General features: G+C 74.8%; 13 protein-coding genes. 10 read left to right on the forward strand and 3 right to left on the reverse strand.

What is annotated here, in order from left to right; all coding sequences use genetic code 11:
• Positions 1 to 3 precede the first annotated feature (3 nt).
• From BLQ73_RS10100 to BLQ73_RS10140, 9 genes are all read left to right on the forward strand, one after another.
• Complete coding sequence (locus BLQ73_RS10100) at positions 4 to 1116, forward strand: JAB N-terminal domain-containing protein (protein WP_093170139.1); 1113 nt, start codon at positions 4 to 6, stop codon at positions 1114 to 1116.
• Positions 1031 to 1933, forward strand: a complete 903-nt coding sequence (locus tag BLQ73_RS10105; RefSeq protein WP_143020199.1) for a hypothetical protein — start codon at positions 1031 to 1033, stop codon at positions 1931 to 1933. Before BLQ73_RS10100 ends, BLQ73_RS10105 begins: the two co-directional genes overlap by 86 nt.
• Complete coding sequence (locus BLQ73_RS10110) at positions 1930 to 3780, forward strand: ATP-binding protein (RefSeq protein WP_093170141.1); 1851 nt, start codon at positions 1930 to 1932, stop codon at positions 3778 to 3780. Before BLQ73_RS10105 ends, BLQ73_RS10110 begins: the two co-directional genes overlap by 4 nt.
• Positions 3780 to 4943, forward strand: a complete 1164-nt coding sequence (locus tag BLQ73_RS10115; protein WP_093170142.1) for an AAA family ATPase — start codon at positions 3780 to 3782, stop codon at positions 4941 to 4943. Before BLQ73_RS10110 ends, BLQ73_RS10115 begins: the two co-directional genes overlap by 1 nt.
• Positions 4944 to 4962: 19 nt before the next feature.
• Entirely contained in the window at positions 4963 to 5754 is a 792-nt protein-coding gene (locus BLQ73_RS10120; protein WP_093170143.1) for a hypothetical protein, read from the forward strand.
• Positions 5755 to 5759: 5 nt separating this feature from the next.
• Positions 5760 to 6023 carry a hypothetical protein gene (locus BLQ73_RS10125; protein WP_143020200.1) on the forward strand — a complete coding sequence of 88 codons (264 nt, stop codon included), beginning with the start codon at positions 5760 to 5762 and terminating at the stop codon, positions 6021 to 6023.
• A gap of 137 nt (positions 6024 to 6160) precedes the next feature.
• Positions 6161 to 6661: a hypothetical protein gene (locus BLQ73_RS10130; protein ID WP_093170145.1), complete on the forward strand. Its 501-nt coding sequence runs from the start codon at positions 6161 to 6163 to the stop codon at positions 6659 to 6661.
• Entirely contained in the window at positions 6661 to 8289 is a 1629-nt protein-coding gene (locus BLQ73_RS10135) for a hypothetical protein (RefSeq protein ID WP_093170146.1), read from the forward strand. The genes BLQ73_RS10130 and BLQ73_RS10135 overlap by 1 nt, the downstream gene beginning before the upstream one ends.
• Complete coding sequence (locus tag BLQ73_RS10140) at positions 8286 to 11438, forward strand: WD40 repeat domain-containing protein (RefSeq protein ID WP_093170147.1); 3153 nt, start codon at positions 8286 to 8288, stop codon at positions 11436 to 11438. The genes BLQ73_RS10135 and BLQ73_RS10140 overlap by 4 nt, the downstream gene beginning before the upstream one ends.
• A gap of 95 nt (positions 11439 to 11533) precedes the next feature.
• Here the strand turns inward: BLQ73_RS10140 and BLQ73_RS10145 are convergent, their stop codons facing one another.
• Entirely contained in the window at positions 11534 to 11785 is a 252-nt protein-coding gene (locus tag BLQ73_RS10145; RefSeq protein WP_093170148.1) for a radical SAM-modified peptide, FtsH ternary system-associated, read from the reverse strand.
• Here BLQ73_RS10145 and BLQ73_RS10150 point away from each other — a divergent pair.
• Entirely contained in the window at positions 11784 to 12899 is a 1116-nt protein-coding gene (locus BLQ73_RS10150; protein WP_093170149.1) for a macro domain-containing protein, read from the forward strand. The genes BLQ73_RS10145 and BLQ73_RS10150 overlap by 2 nt on opposite strands.
• Here BLQ73_RS10150 and BLQ73_RS10155 read toward each other — a convergent pair.
• Both BLQ73_RS10155 and BLQ73_RS10160 read right to left on the reverse strand, forming a co-directional pair.
• Positions 12891 to 14156: a hypothetical protein gene (locus tag BLQ73_RS10155; RefSeq protein WP_143020201.1), complete on the reverse strand. Its 1266-nt coding sequence runs from the start codon at positions 14154 to 14156 to the stop codon at positions 12891 to 12893. The two genes, BLQ73_RS10150 and BLQ73_RS10155, sit on opposite strands and share 9 nt — an antisense overlap.
• Positions 14153 to 14896 (reverse strand): TauD/TfdA family dioxygenase, encoded by a 744-nt coding sequence (locus BLQ73_RS10160; RefSeq protein ID WP_093170151.1) that lies wholly within the window; start codon positions 14894 to 14896, stop codon positions 14153 to 14155. Before BLQ73_RS10160 ends, BLQ73_RS10155 begins: the two co-directional genes overlap by 4 nt.
• Positions 14897 to 15035: the final 139 nt, after the last annotated feature.

Genomic DNA, 15035 nt, shown 5'->3' on the forward strand with positions numbered 1-15035 from the left:
CCAATGATCGCGGAGATCGAGCTGTACAAGGGGAGGCGCCGGACCTACTACGGACGCCTCGTGCTGCAGCAGGTGCTGTTCGAAGCGCTCAACGACGCCCATCCGGGGCTTCTGCCCCGGGCCGAGGACGTGGAGAAATCGGAGCGGTCGGAGCGCCCGAGATTCGTCCTGCATTTCCACGACGCCGAGGACACCGGCCGCATCCCCGGTGAACCCGAGGTGACCAACGTCCGGGCGGACTTCGGCCACCTGGACCTGCGCGTGCTGGTGGGAGGCGCGGTCGTGCACGAGCGGCACTACTCGGTGAGCGAGCTACTGGGAGACGTCCTGGCGAAGCTGCTTTCGCGCATCGACCCGGACGAACGGGTGTGGGGGTTCGCGATCCGGCATCCCGCCCTCGGCGCGATGGCCCGCTCGCGCCGGGCCCCGGAGGTGGAGGGCGCGGTCGACATCGACCTGAAGGAGACGAGGAACCTGCCGTTCACGGTCCAGCGGATCGAGGAGCGCCAGGACGCCGTCGATCCGGCGAGCCTGGGCATCTCCCCCGGCAGGCTCGGCCCGATCAACGTGATCATGTCGGAGGAGGTCTGCGATCTGCTGGCCGAAGGGCTGCCACTGTCGACGTCGATCGAAGAGGGCGGGTTCCTGCTGGGCAGGCTGAGCCCCGCCGCGGGCGCGCCCGACCGGCTCATGGTGGAGGTCACGCACGTCACGCCCGCCGAGCGGTCCGGCGCCTCGGCCACGCATTTCACCTTCACCGGCGACTCGTTCACCGCGGTCAACAGGCTGATCGTGGAGCGCGGCCAGGGCGAGGACCTGGTGGGGTGGTACCACACGCACCTGTTCTCCGCGGCCGTCGCGATGAGCACCGGAACGGGACTGTCGGGCACCGACGTGGACCTGCATTTCGCGACCTTCAGGCGGCCCGGACAGGTGGCGGGCCTCATCAACCTTCACGAAGACACCCGGCTGGTCAGGTTCTACGGGCGGGTAGGCGACCGGATGGCGGAATGCGGGGTGTGGAGCCGCGATGAGCGCGGTCGATACAGCATGCGACGTGATGCTCTGGGCCGTCACCGAGGCGGCGACCCGCCGCGACGCGCCGGGACACGGTGACCTGTCCGGGGCCGCCGACCTGGCCGACCCGCCCGAGGAGCTACGCGTGTCGCTCGGCCGGCTGGCCGCCGTCACCGCGGCGCGGCTGCGCCTCGGCCCGCCTCCGCTGGGCGACGGGCCGGGCGGCGCGGTCGGGCCCGGCGCGGCGCTGCTGGCCGCGGCCGTCGGCGCGCGCCACCACTTGGCGGCCTCTGTCGACGTGCTGAACGCGGCCCGGCTGCCGACGGCCGCCGACGGCGCGGCGGAGGCCGGTGGCTGGGAGCTGGCCGTACGGCACGGCGTCGCCGAGGCGGCTCTCGCCGTACCCGACCTGGACCCCGACCTCGCGGACCTGCTGCGCGACTGCTCTCCGCTGACGGCCCTGCTGGACCATCCGACGCCCGAGGGGGAACGGGAGGCGGAGCTGCTGCTCACCCGCAGGCTGCTGCACCATCCGGACGGGTGGCGGCTGGCGGCGCTGGCGTTGGCCGAGCCGCCCGCCGGGGCCGCTCAGGCCGTGTGGCGGTCGGGCCTGCTGTCGCGGTGCCGCCGGGTCAACCTGGCGTTCGTGCTGGACGTCTATGAGATGGGACTGTCGCTGTTCGCCGCCGAGCACCGGCGGCGGCTGCGGGCCGCGCGGCGGCTTCTGTCCGGCGCAGGCCGGGGTCGCGCGGTGGACCCCGACGCCGTAGCGGGGACGGCGCTGTGGTGGCGGGCCCTGGCGGAGATCGGGAAGACCAACCCCCGCGCGATCGGGCGCAGGCGGTGGATCACCGCCGAGCACGCCCAGGGGATCGAGCTGTACCGCGCACTTCGACGCTGGGAGGCGGCCTCGTGATTCCACTCCGCGTGGTCTATACGGCCGAACGGAACCGCCGGGACCTGGCCGCGAGCTCGCGTGAGACCATGCTCGCGGCGGCGCTGCACGTGTCGGGATGCGTCCTGCTGGAGCCGCTGCGCTCCGGCTGGCGCCAGTTGCCGATGTCGGCGTTCCGCCTGACGTTCATTCCGGTCGACCAGGTGGGCCCCGGCACTCCGCTGTATGCCGCCGACGGGTCTCCGGCGTCGGTGGGGGCCGGGTTCGGGCAGGTGGGCGACCTGACCGAGCCGGACCCGTCGCAGCGGCCGGTCGGCATCACCGACGAGGCGGCCACCCGCCTGGCCTACGAGCCGGAGATCGCCGAGGTGGCCTCGCTGCTGCGCGCGGACCTGTCGGTGCTGGTGGTGTCGGACAAGATCGTCGTGCCGTACCTCGCCGAGCACATCGTGCGGCGCGCGGGCCGCGAGGCGCTGATCGTGGACGCCTCCGGCGATGACGACGACGAGGAGGACGGCGGGCCGCTGTCGGGCCTGCCGGCGGCCGGTTCGACGCGGCAGCGGCAGATGGCGCGGCTGCGCACACTCATCCGGGCCGCCAAGCCCGGACATGTCATCGTCATTCCGCATCTGGACCTGCTGGCGGGCGGAGCGGATTCGGGGCTGTCCGCGGAGGCCCGCGAGGTGACCGAGCTGCTGTACGCCTCGGCCGACCGGGTGGTGCTGGCGTTCGCCGACCTGTCGCTGCGGGTGCCCGAGGTGCTGGCGGCCCGGTTGAGCCGGAGGCTGGCGCTGGAGGGCAGCCCGCGCACGGTGTGCTTCCCCGGCGGCGGCGAGGCCCCGCTGGAGCGGGCGCTGGTCACCGAACAGGAGGCCATGCGGTTCGCCGGGCTGGAGTCCGCCGACTTCTACAAGCACGTGGCGGGCCTGAACCCGGTACGGCTGCGCCAGGCGATGCGCTACGCGATGCAGGTCCACGAGGGCAACCCGAACCCGCGCGTGGAGGACCTGCGGGACACGATCCGCTCGTTCAAGACCCACCTGGTCACCAACTTCGAGATCCCCAAGATCACGTTCGCCGACATCGGCGGCTACGACCAGGTGAAGGCGGAGCTGCAGGAGGCGCTGCACGTGATGGAGGCGTCGCAGTTCCTGCCCGAGGCCGACCGGCAGCTCAAGGGCGAGATCGTGCCGCGGGGGTTCATCTTCCACGGCCCGGCGGGCACCGGGAAGACCCTGCTCGCCAAGGCCATCGCCAACGAGATGAATGGCACGATCCAGGTCGTGTCCGGCCCCGAGGTCACCAGCAAGTGGGTGGGGGAAGGCGAGGGCAAGGTGCGCGAACTGTTCGCCGAGGCCCGCAGGAACGCCCCCTCGGTGATCGTGTTCGACGAGTTCGACTCCATCGCCGCCCGCAGGTCGAGCTGGGAGGACGGCGGAAGCCGGGCCGCCAACGCGATGGTCGCGCAGATCCTCACCGAGATGGACGGCTTCCGGCCCGACGTGCCGATGCTCGTCATCGGCACGACCAACCGCATCGACATCATCGACCCGGCGCTGCTGCGCCCCAGCCGGTTCCGCAGCTTCCACATCGACCTGCCCGACGTCGAGGGGCGGCGGGCCATCGTCCACGTGCATGCCCGCCGCTACCACATCGAGGTGGGCGAACTCCTCGAACCCATTGCGAAAGCGACAGAAGGCTGGAACGGCGACCAGATCGCCTCCATCTTCCGCGGGGTGTACATCGCCAAGTGGCTCCGCCGCGAAAGCCTGGACGCCCCCGAAGAGCTGGCCACGCGCATCGGCGCGATCATCGGCGGCATCCAGAAGGCTGCCCAGGACATGCGCGTCAGCCAGGAAGGACAGTAATGGCCTGGGAACAGCACACGCTGCAGATCATCCGGCGGCTGCGGACGGTCCACCAGGAGATCAGCGCGGACTACGTCGAGCGCGACCTGGTCGTCGAACTCCTGCAGCTCGCCGCGGTCACCCGCGAGCACCTGCTGCTGCTGGGCCCGCCCGGCACGGCCAAGACCGACCTCGTGGAGCGGTTCTGCCTCGGCCTCGGGGCGCGGCGGTACCGCTACCTGCTGACCCGCTTCACCGAGCCGTCGGAGATCTTCGGGCCGCTCGACTTCGCGAGATTCCAGCAGGGCGAGTACCACATCCAGACCTCCGGCATGCTGCCGGAAGCCGAGATCGCCTTCCTCGACGAGGTGTTCCAGGGCAGCAGCGCGATCCTCAACACGCTGCTCACGCTGCTCAACGAGCGCCGCTTCCACAACGGCCCCCACACCCAGCACGCGCCCCTGATCAGCGTGTTCGGCGCGAGCGCCGAACTGCCGGAGGACCCCGCCCTGAGCGCCTTCGCCGACCGCTTCCTGATCCGCGCCAGAGTCGAGCCCGTCGGCGAGAGCCACCTGCCCGACCTGCTGGAGGCGGGCTGGGGCCGGGAGCGCGACCGGCTGTCCTCCCGGAACGGCGCCGCCCCCACCCCGCTGGTCGACACCGCCGAACTGGCCCAGCTGACCGGCAGGCTCGGCCGCGTGGACCTCGACGTCATCCGGCCGCTGTACGAGGAGCTGATCCGCGAGCTGCGCGGCCAGGGGGTGGCGCTGTCGGACCGCCGCCTGGTGCGGGGGCTCAAACTGGTCGCCGGAGCGGCCCTGCTGAGCGAAAGGGACGTGGCGGCGGCCGAGGACCTGTGGCCGATCGCCCACGCGTGGGCCGACCCCGCCGACGCCGACCTGGTCGCCGACATCGTGGCGGAACGCTCCTCCTCCGGGGAGGCGGCCCGCGAGCGGAGCAGGCCGACCAGCGAGATCGTGGCCGAGGCGCGTTTCGAGGCCGAACGGGTCAGCGCGCCCTCCTACGACGTGACCCGGGGGTCGATCGACGCCACGCTGCGGACCTTGAGCAGGCTCCGGCGCGAACTGCTCACCGGCCCCCAGGACCCCCCGCGCCGGGCAGGGACCGACGAGGTCGACCAGTTGATCGACTACGTGATGAGCCACTACCAGAACATCAGCTAGTCCCGCAGAGGGAGAGGCCATGTGCAATCCACGTCGCATCCGGATCCGGGCGACACGCACCATCGCCGAGCGGTGGAGCGCGGAGATCCGGCGTACGGCACGCGTGCGCGGCAGCGTCACCGGAACGGCGCGCATGTCGCAGCCGCTCGCCTCGATGCTGCCCGACGCGCCGAGACGTGCCTTCGAGCTGGTCGTGGCGCGCCACCCCGAGTGGCGGCAGGTGGGCGACTGCCACCTCGCCGACGTACCGGGCGGGCGGATCGCCTACTGGCCGGACACGGGAGAGCTGGAGATCAGCGTGGAGCTGTCCACCGAGATCGAGGCGGAAGGGGAAGGTGTCGTCACCATCGGCGGCGAGGTGCGGGAGGACGCCACGGCCGAAGCCGAGGCGTTCTACTACTCCGACGGCTACAGCGGGCGGACCCGGTCGGCGGCCAGGCGCCAGGCGCGGCAGGCCGCCGAGGCCGAGGCCGACCAACGGGCGGCCGAGCTGGCCGCGACCCGGGCCGCCGTGGCCGGGGAGCTGGCGCGGGCCGCGGGCGAGGGGGGCGAGGAAGCGGTCGAGGCCGCCCGGGCCGACGCCGAACGCCGCCTCGACCGGCAGCGCGCCCGCGTGGCCGACGACCTGAACCGGCAGGCCGAGGAACAGCTCGACGATCTGCACCGCCGTACGCTGCGGGTCGTCTTCGCCACGGTCGCCGAAGGCTACCGGGCCGCCACGATCGCCTACGCCCGCGCCAACGGCGCGGAGAACATCAGGGAGAGCGACGAGGGCGGCGTCATCGAGATCCAGTTCGAGATGGAGGCGTGAAGGCCATGCGGTTCCGAGTCACCCTCCGCGTCGACCCCGAGACCGGGGAGACGCAGGTGCAGGTGGACGACATCAGCGTGGGGCGGCGGCTCGCCGACCACGACGCCAGGCACGAGGAACTCGCCCAGGAGTTCCTCGACGTCCTCGACCCGCAGGCCGACCTCGACGAGATCAGGAGGGCGGCCCCGCTGCTGCCCGCCGCCGCGCCGGGGCCGGAGGAGGAGGCCGCGCGGACGCGCCGCGCCGAAGAGCTCGGAGGTGCCTCGTAGCCGGGTCGATCGAGCTGTACAACCGGGCCGCGGACTGCTTCGAGCGGTCGGGGTTCCCCCTTGACGCCGCCCGGTGCCGCGCCGCCGCCGGCCTGCCGCTGGCCGCGGCCGAACTCTACTTTCGCGGAGGAGATGTCATGGAGGCCGCGCGCTGCTACCGGCTCGCGGGCCGACCCGCCGAGGCCGAGTCCTGCTATCTGCGGGCAGGCCGCGTCGGGGAGGCCGCCGCCTGCTGGGAGGAGCGCGGCGACCTGCTGCGGGCCGCGCTGGTGCTCGCGGTGCACGGAGAGCAGGAGCATGTACGGCAGGCCGCGGTGCTGGCGACCGCGGCCCGCACCAGGGACGACAACCAGCGCCTACGACGCGACATCGTGCTCGCCCTGTGCGGGGACCGGCTGGGCACGGGCGGGCGGCGCCTGCCCGCACTCCTCACCGACCTCGAACGGGACCTGCCCGACACGCACGGCAGAGCCGTACTCGTCGAGTGGGCGGTGCTGGCGGCGGACACGCTCGGCAGGCACGACCTGTCGGCCGCGCTGCACGCGGCGGCCCACCGCGGCGGCGACCGGGGGGCGGCGACCCGGTGGCGCGCCTGGGCCGAGCGCACGCTCGGCGGCTCGGCGGGGATCCCGCACTGATGGCCCTGTTCCGCCGCCGAGGCCGCGACCGGGGCGGCACGGACCCGGCCGGGGCGAAGCCCCGGTTCACGGTCACGCGGCTGCCGAAGTCCCCCGCCGATCCCCCGCAGCCCGCCCATGCCGAACCTCCGCCGCCCGCTCCCCCGTGGCCGGCCCCCACCGTCGAGCCGCCCCCGGTGTGGCAGGGGACGCCGGCGCCGGCGCGGGCGCGCACGGCCGGATGGTTCTCCGGGCCCGGCGCGGCGCTGGCGTTCGCCGGATCGACCGGCGAACCCGACGGCTGCTACACGCACCCGGAGCTCTCCGGCGTCTGGGTGCTCTCGCCGCTGCCGCCCGACGAGGGGATCGCCCTGGTCGAGGCGCTCGGGGGTTTCGCCTACACCGAACGCGGCGGGCGGTTCGCCCCCGCGGGACGGCCCGGCGGCAGGCCGCCTCCGCGCGACGTCGCCGACCTGCGCCCGATCACGCCGGTCGAGCTCGCCGCGGCGCTCCCCCCCGCGCCTGCGCCGCTGGGACGGCACCGGGAGATCATCGTCGTCACCGAGACCCCGCTGATGCGCTCGGTCGTCGAACGCTGCCTGCGCGTCGACGCGACCGTGGCGATGGCCGCGCTGTGGCGGCGCCCGCTGTACGGCGACGCCCCGCAGACCGGCGCCGCCCTCGTGTACGCCCACGCCGAGGGAAGCGGGCCGCTGCCCGACGCGCTGCTGCGCGGCCTCGCCGGGCTGCCGCGCACGCTCGTGTGCCGCGAGTCGGGCCCGCGCCTGCTGACCGACGTGCGGCTGGCCCTGCCGCTGGACGACGAGTGGCTCGCCGCGACGGTGCCCGACGGGCAGCAGTGGATGCTCGGCGCCGCCGACGCGGGGGCGTTCGCCATCGTGATCGGCACCGCCGTACAGGCGCCCGTGGAGACCGTGTTCGCCGTCGCCGCCCCGCCGCGCGCGGGCGAGCTGCCCACCGTGGCCCACCCGGTGAAGGTACGGCTGACGCCGACCCGCAGGCCGGGTCCGGTCGACGCGGTGCTCGTCCACGACGACGAGCTGGACCGGCTCCGGGAGTTCCTCGCGGGCAGGCCGCTGACGGAGACCGGGGTGATGGTGCTCGGCGACGGCGCCCACCTGCTGACCGAACCCTCCGGTCTGCTGACCGACCTTCCCCTCGGCACGCCCCTGTCCAGGCTGGCCGGCGAGGCGCTCTATGTGGAGGCCGGATTCGAGCTCTACCCGCCGATCGGTCCGACGGCGCGCGCGCGGGCGTTCGGGCTCGCCCCGGGGCTGGTCGCGGTGGCGACCCGGCTCGGCTCCTACCTGCTGTCGCCCCGCGAGCACGCGGTGCCGGTGTGGTCGCTGTGGCTCGCCGAGCCGCCCGCCGTACGCGCCGGGCTCTCCGCGCGGGCACGCGCCCTGCTCGACCTGCACGCCGGACCGGCGGCGCACACGGAGGGGCCGCGCGACGAGCCCGCCGCGGCGAGACCCGACCGGGGGCGGCTGCTGACCGAGGCGCTCCGGCTGGAACTCGACGGCGACATCGCCGAGGCCGCCCAGCGGCTTGAACAGGCGGGCGAGCTCTACCGCGCGGCGCGGCTGTTCGAGCGGGCGGCGGGCACCCGGAGGGGTGAGCGGGCGTGATACAGCAGACGGTCTTCTCTGTTCCGCACGCCCGGTGCCTGGCCCTGGCGCCCGACTCCTCGGCGCTGGTCAGCCTGGCGGGCGACGGGCTGACGCTGCGCGAGGCGGGCGACCACGCGGTGTGGTCGGCGGCGCTGCCGGAAAGCGCGGGCGAGCGGATCGTCTGGTCGGCCGACGGCGACCATCTGTACGTCGTGTCGGGCGGCGGCGTCGCCCGCCGCGATCCGGCGAGCGGCCGGCCGGTGCCGCTGTCCGGCCCCCTCGACGATCGGGACGTCACCGCCTTCGCCCTGTCCTGCGACGGGCGGCTCGTCGCGGTCGGCGGCGCGGCCGGGGCGCTGCGTGTGCTGTCGGCGCGGACCGGCGAGGTGCTGACGCTGCCAGGCGGCCCCGACCCGGTGACGGCGCTGGCGTTCCGGCCGGGCACCGACGACCTGTGCGCGGCCAGGCCCGGGGTGCTGCAGTTCTGGAACGCGGCGAGCCGCATGATGTACACCTCGGCGCCGACGGCCGCGCCGCTCCGCCACCTGGCCTGGTCGCCCGACGGCACCCGGCTCGTGGGGGCCGGACCCGCCGAGGTCGTCGCGTTCGACCCGCGCGACGGCACACCGCTCGCCCGGCTTCCCGTGGGAGAGGTCCGGGCCCTGGCCTTCAGCAGGACCGGTGACACGCTGCTGGTCGCCGTCGAGGGCGCGGTGCGCCTTCTCGACCGGAACCTGGCGAGCATGGGCGAGGCGGAGGCCGACGTCGTAACGCCCGGTGGTCTGCACGTCTCGCAGGGCGGGCTTGTCGCCGTACGCACCGGCGACGACACGGTGAGCCTGTGGACCCTGCCCGACACCCTGCCTCCCGGCGGCGGCTCCTCCTCTTCGGCGCTGCGCCGGTGGGCGATACGGCACGGCCTCACCCTCGGCCGCGCCCCCGCCTCCCTGGCCGAGGCCGGTTCGCCCCCCGTCGTCCCCACGCTCATGCCCGAAGGCGGCGCGGCGTTCACGTGGTGGCCCGACGGCCGTACGGCGTGCCGCGAGATCGGCGGCGCGGTCGTACGGCTCTCGCCTCCCGGCGTCCACCCCGCCTGGCGCGCCGCGATGAGCAGCCCGGTGCGCGAGCTGGCCGTGTCGCCCGACGGCCGCTTCGTGGCCGCGGTCTGCGAGGAGCGGAACGGCCACACGCTGCACCTGCTCGACGGCGCCACCGGAGCCCTCACGGCGTCGACGCCCGCCGCACCCGCCCTGGCCTGGACCCGGTCCCCCGGCGGCGAACCGCTTCTGGCCATGCCCGAGGACGGCCCCGGCGCCCCGCGCGAGATCGTGGTCATGTCTCCGGCCGAGGGCTACCAGCCGAGGCGGCTGCCCATGCACGACGGCCTGGCGCGGCTCGCCTGGTCGCCCGACGGCAGGCGGCTGGCCGCGACCGGCCCCGGCCGGGTCGTCCTGTGGGATGCCGGCCGCTGGGTCCGCAGCCGCGCCCCCCTCACCGCGGGCCCGCACGGGCGGCTCCTCGGCGACGTGGCCTGGTCGCCCGACGGGCGGTGGCTGGCCGCGGTCGCCCTGTCGGGACAGCCTCCGGCGGCGCAGGTCCCGGCGCAGGTCCCGGCGCAGGTCGCCGCGTGGGTCGTGGTGTGGGACACCGCCACCTGGGAGACGGCCGCGACACTGGGGCCGTGCGCGCCGCCGGGCCGCACGGCCGTCCTCGCCTGGTCGCCGGGCTCGGAGATGATCGCGTTCCCCTCGCCGGACGGCGGCGGCGTCGAGCTGTGGAGCATCCGGTCGCACAACAGGCTCCGCCTGCTCGCCCCTCCGCAGCCGTCCACCGCGCCGGTCCGCGGCGTGCACTGGTCGGCCCTCGGCGACCTGCTCGTCGTCGCCCACGACGACGGCGCCGCCGTCCAGTGGGACTTGTTCGCCGACCACATCCCCGCAGGCGGGCCCGGGGCGGCCCTCCCCCACCCTCACGACACCTTGGTACACATGTCGGCCGCCGCGGCGTCGATCGGCTCCTGCGCCCCGCTGTCCCTCCTGTCCGACCTGCTGTGCCTGGTGGCGGGGAAACCACCGGCCGACGAACGGCTCCGCCCGTTCGCACGCCACCCGAGGCTCGCGGAGCTGCGCGCGCTGCGCTGGCCGCCGGCCGCTCAGATCGGCCTCGCCGTACTGCTGGCCGCCGACGTGCCCGGAGATCCGCGCTACGAACCGCCGCCGCACACCCACCGGGAGGAGCTCGCCGCGGCCATGGCCCGTGTGCTGTCGGGGTCGCCGCGGCCCGTCGCGGCGCCCGAGCTGAAGGCGGGACCGGGCGGCCTGTTCGACGGCGTCGACGACCACGTGCTGGGCCTGCTGTCGATGCTCGGGCCCGAGGCCGTGGCCGAGGACCCGGCGCTTCCCGCCCGGCTGCGGCACCAGCGGCACGCGCTGCCCGCGCTGTCCCCGGCGCACCGCAGACTGCTCGACCTGCGGATCGCGGTGTCCCGCAGCGGCCGGGCGCAGGGCCGCGGCGGAGGGGGCGAGGGGCGCGCGGGCCTCGCCCGGCACGGCCACGTCAACGCCCTGCTGCCCACGCAACTCGCGCTGCCGCCCGCCGCCCTCGCCGCCCGGCACATCCGCGACGAGCTGCTCTACCGCACGCAGCGCGGCTCGGTGCCGCCGCAGCCGCGCGCCATGGTGCTCGTGCTGGACGACACGCCGGCCGCGCACGGCCCGGCGGGGGTCACGCTGCGGGTCTGCGCCCATCTGCTCGCCAGGTCGCTGCTGCGCCGGGGCCTGCCCGGGACGCTGGTGACGCTGGGCGAACCGGCGCGGGCGCACCCCCTCGGCCACCCCGCCGACCTCACCGCCCTGTGGCTCGCGTCGAGTGTGGCACGGCCCGACCTCGCGGGGGCGTTCCGGCAGATCGCCGCGCTCGCCCCCCGGCTGTCGGATCCGGTGGCGGGGCCGCCGCGCGTCGTGGTGCTGACGCACGCGTTCCTCGATCTCGGCTCGCACGAGACGGACGGCCACGAGGTGTTCGCCGTACGGGTGCGGTATCGCGACGCGGGCGGGGCGAGGCGGAAGGCCAGGCCGCTCACCGGACCGCGCACGCTGACGCTCCCGTGCGACCCGCGCCCCGACGAGATCGGCCGCGTGCTCGCGGCGCTGCTCAGCGCCGCATGAGTCGGCACCTCAGGAATCGGCACCTCAGGAATCGACACCTCAGGAATCGACACCTCAGGAATCGGGGCCTCAGGAATCGGCGGGCCGAGCGGGGGTCAGCCGCACAGCATCTGCTCGATCTCCTCGGGACCGAGGGATTCGAGCAGCCGCTCCAACAGCTCGGGTCTGAACGCGTCGCCGAGGATCTCGACACCCTCGTCGGTGACGGAGATGCGCAGCTTCACCAGCCGCCCTTCGGGCTGCTCAGCGTAGTGGCGGGCGTCGATGAGGTCCGGAAGGTGCTCCACAAACCGGTACACGTCTCGCAGCCTAGTCGCGCACTGCCCAGAGTGGAACGATGACCGCATGCCAGAGTCCTCAGAGCTGCCCCACGCCGACCTGATCGCCGAACTGAGGATCGTCAGGGAGCGCGGCCTGCTCAGACTCCGCCAGGCACCACTTCCCTCCCTGACAGCGTGCGCCGAGCGCCTCGGGCTGCCGACCGCCGGCGGGCTGCTGCCCACGTCGATCACGACGATGCTCCACCGCGTGGTGGCCGAACTGGGCGAAGGCACCCTCGCCGGCGCGACGGCCCTGACCCTCGGGGTGGCCCCCGGCACCCGCGACATGGCCGCGCAGGACCGGCGGCGCAAGGCCGCCGACGTGTACGGCGTGAGCGTCGAAAGGTTCCGCAAGCACCACGAGCGGCTGATCCTGGAACACGTCGCCGACAAGATCTTGGACCTGTGCCAGCGGACCGTGCCCCCGCCGCCGCGCGATGCGGAACCGGTCCCGCCGTCCGTCCCCGCGGTGCGGCTCAGGATGCCGCACCGCCGCGGCGACCTGCACCTCACGGTGCACGGCAGGCGCGTCGAGACGCTGAGCGGCATCGACGTCCTCGTCTCGTCGGAGAACGTCTACCTGGAGATGGCCAAGACCTTCAAATCGTCGCTGTCGGGCACCCTGCGCAACGTCGCGGCCAGGCGCAACGCGCTCGGCGAGGTCGTCGACGACGTCCTGCAGCGCGAACTCCACGAGTGGCTGCACAAGCACAGCAGGACCGGCATGCCCGTGGCTCCCGGAACCGTCATCGCCACCTCGCCCGGCGAGCTCGTACGGCAGGGCGTCCGGCGCATCTACCACGCGGCAACGGCCATACCCCGCCCGCACACTGACGACTACGCGATCGAACCCGCCGGAGTGCTGCGCGCCGTCCACGGCGTCTTCGCCCTGGCCCGCGAGGAACGCCCGGATTTCGACCCGCCGCTGCGCTCGGTCTGCCTGCCGCTGTTCGGTTCGGGGCGCGGCGGCCTGCCCCTGGCGACCAGCCTCGCCTACGCCTGGCCCGCGTTGGAGGCGGAGCTGGCCGAGGGCGACTGGGACGTCCATCTGATCACCCGTGACGCGGAGGGCATCCGGGCCGTGCTCGCGGCCCTGGCCGACCTCGGAGCCCGCCGCGCCGACCCGCTGGCGTCACACTGACACCGGGCGCGCTGGTGACGGGCTGGGCCGGGCCCGCCGGGGCGGCGCGAGCCCGCGCACCCGCTCAGTGAGGGCGGCCGCCGCCGGATGGGCCGCGCAGGCCCACGCCCAGCGCCGCCGCAGCGCGTCCGCCAGGCGGCCCGGCAGCAGCTCCTCCGGCACGTCATCCGTCCCCGCCAGCAGGGTCAGCGGCCCGGTCACGTAGGTCTCGGCCAGCAGCGGCAGCGCGTCGAGGCCCTCGGCCGGCGCGGGGGACGCGGCCCGGCCGGCTGTGCCGTACGGCATGGGCCTGGGGAGCCGGTCGTGGCCGGGCAGCCTGGCCATGCGCTCGCGCAGCCCGGCGCGCAGGACCGCGGCGTCGCGCGCCCGGCCGCCGAGCGCGCATTGCACGAGGGCCAGGATCTCCACCGCCATCGCGTACGACTCGGCGACGAGCAGCCCCTCCCCGAACTCGATCCGGCTCGGCGCGAGCCGCTCCCCACCGACGGCGGCGAGGTGGTCGAGGTGGGCGCCGTCGTGGACGCCCCGCCAGATCCGGCGCGCCTCGGGCGTGGCCCGCCGCGGCGCCTCCAGCAGCACGTCGGCCATGCCGGCGCCGCGGGGCACCCGCAGCCAGGTGCGCCACACCGCGCCCCCGCAGTCCGGCCTCACCACGACCGCGTAGCCGCCCACCGGGGAGGGACGCAGCCGCTCCCCCCAGCGCAGGTGCTCCTCGGCCTCCGTCACGGCCCCGGACGGGGTGGACCGTACGGGCCGCACCCCGCGGCCCACCCCGCCCTCTTCCCCCCCTCGGCTTCCGCCCCTTCCAGCGGCCCCACCGGTCGGAGCGGAAGCGGAGATGGTCATCACCTGGTCGCAGAACTCCCCGAGCAGCCCGCACATCCGCCACGCCGGCGGGCTCACCGCCCGGCGCGGCCGGAGCGCCGCGTGTTCGGGATAGAAACCGGGTACGGCCCCGGCCCTGCCGCGCAGCGCTCGCAGCCGTACGGCGTGCCGGTCGCCCCGCCGCACCCCGTGCGCCCGCACCACCTCGTCGAGCCCGGCGAACCCCTCCGCGACCCCCAGTACGGCACAGCCCAGCGCCACCTCCGCCCACCCGCGCACCGTCCACGCCTCGGCCTCCTCCCCATCGGCCGGGACGCGGGTGGCCTCCGTCGCCGCGGCGACGGCCCACGTGTAGGCGGCGTCCGGTTCGATCGCGGCTTCCGCCACGGTTTCCGCCACGGTTTCCATCACGGCTTCGACTACCTCGGTCACGGCCTCCCCCACAGACGCACGCGCAGGAGCAGCCGCCTCGGATCGCGAAAGCCGGTGCGGGCGTGCATCGTCCGGTGGTTGTCGATGACGATGAGGTCACCGGGGCGCTGCTCGATGCGTTCGGGGGCCACGGCGGACTCCAGGCAGTCCAGAAGGACGGCGGCGGCCCGGGACTCGCGGCCCGGCCGCCGCGCCGCGAGGTTGTCGGCCCGCCATCTGACCGTGCCGTCGCCGGGCAGCACCGGTACGGGACGCTGCTGCTCGGCAGTGCCGTACACCTCGGGGGTGCGCCACCGCCAGACGGGGTCGGCGAGGGCGCCGAGCGCCGCCTGCCCGTCGAGGTGCCGGTGCAGGGCGGACACCGTTTCGCGTTCCGTCACGAGCAGCGTGTCGCCGCCGCGGGCCGCGGGCCTGACCACGAACAGGCAGACGATGTCCTCGGGCCGGGCGTGATACTGGGAGTCGGTGTGGAAGCCGGCGCCTCCCGCACGTATCGAGAACGTGCCTGTCCGGTGACCGGCGCGTGGGCTCACCGGCCACACGGCCCTGCCGCCGTCGCGGTCCGAGGGGGTGCCGAAGCGCTCGGCGAGGGTGAGCACGGCCTCCTCGTCGGCCGTGCCGGCCGTGCCGTACGTGCCGTACGTGGCGAACGGCAGGCCGCGGAGCAGCGCCCATCCCTGCGCCGCCAGGTCGGCTCGGGCGTGCGCCAGGGACGCCTCACTGAGCTCCGCCGACGCCATACGCGGCCCTCTCTTTCGTGGATCGCGGTGTCCTTCCAGTGGAGTCCACGAGGGGGCGCGGGAAGCGGGCGCGAACCGGGCGTCATCCGGGCGAATATGGGGTACGGCGGGGGCCGGGGCGCCGGGTCGAGGTGGGAGC

Origin of the sequence: Sinosporangium album (assembly GCF_900100605.1) — a bacterium.
Lineage (GTDB): Bacteria > Actinomycetota > Actinomycetes > Streptosporangiales > Streptosporangiaceae > Sinosporangium > Sinosporangium album.

Excerpts from the sequence above, each read along its gene's own strand:
- BLQ73_RS10105 (WP_143020199.1), top strand. The coding sequence starts at position 1,031 with ATGAGCGCGGTCGATACAGCATGCGACGTGATGCTCTGGGCCGTCACC.
- BLQ73_RS10125 (WP_143020200.1), top strand. The coding sequence starts at position 5,760 with ATGCGGTTCCGAGTCACCCTCCGCGTCGACCCCGAGACCGGGGAGACG.
- BLQ73_RS10100 (WP_093170139.1), top strand. The coding sequence starts at position 4 with ATGATCGCGGAGATCGAGCTGTACAAGGGGAGGCGCCGGACCTACTAC.
- BLQ73_RS10130 (WP_093170145.1), top strand. The coding sequence starts at position 6,161 with ATGGAGGCCGCGCGCTGCTACCGGCTCGCGGGCCGACCCGCCGAGGCC.
- BLQ73_RS10150 (WP_093170149.1), top strand. The coding sequence starts at position 11,784 with ATGCCAGAGTCCTCAGAGCTGCCCCACGCCGACCTGATCGCCGAACTG.
- BLQ73_RS10115 (WP_093170142.1), top strand. The coding sequence starts at position 3,780 with ATGGCCTGGGAACAGCACACGCTGCAGATCATCCGGCGGCTGCGGACG.
- BLQ73_RS10135 (WP_093170146.1), top strand. The coding sequence starts at position 6,661 with ATGGCCCTGTTCCGCCGCCGAGGCCGCGACCGGGGCGGCACGGACCCG.
- BLQ73_RS10145 (WP_093170148.1), bottom strand. The coding sequence starts at position 11,785 with ATGCGGTCATCGTTCCACTCTGGGCAGTGCGCGACTAGGCTGCGAGAC.
- BLQ73_RS10120 (WP_093170143.1), top strand. The coding sequence starts at position 4,963 with ATGTGCAATCCACGTCGCATCCGGATCCGGGCGACACGCACCATCGCC.
- BLQ73_RS10160 (WP_093170151.1), bottom strand. The coding sequence starts at position 14,896 with ATGGCGTCGGCGGAGCTCAGTGAGGCGTCCCTGGCGCACGCCCGAGCC.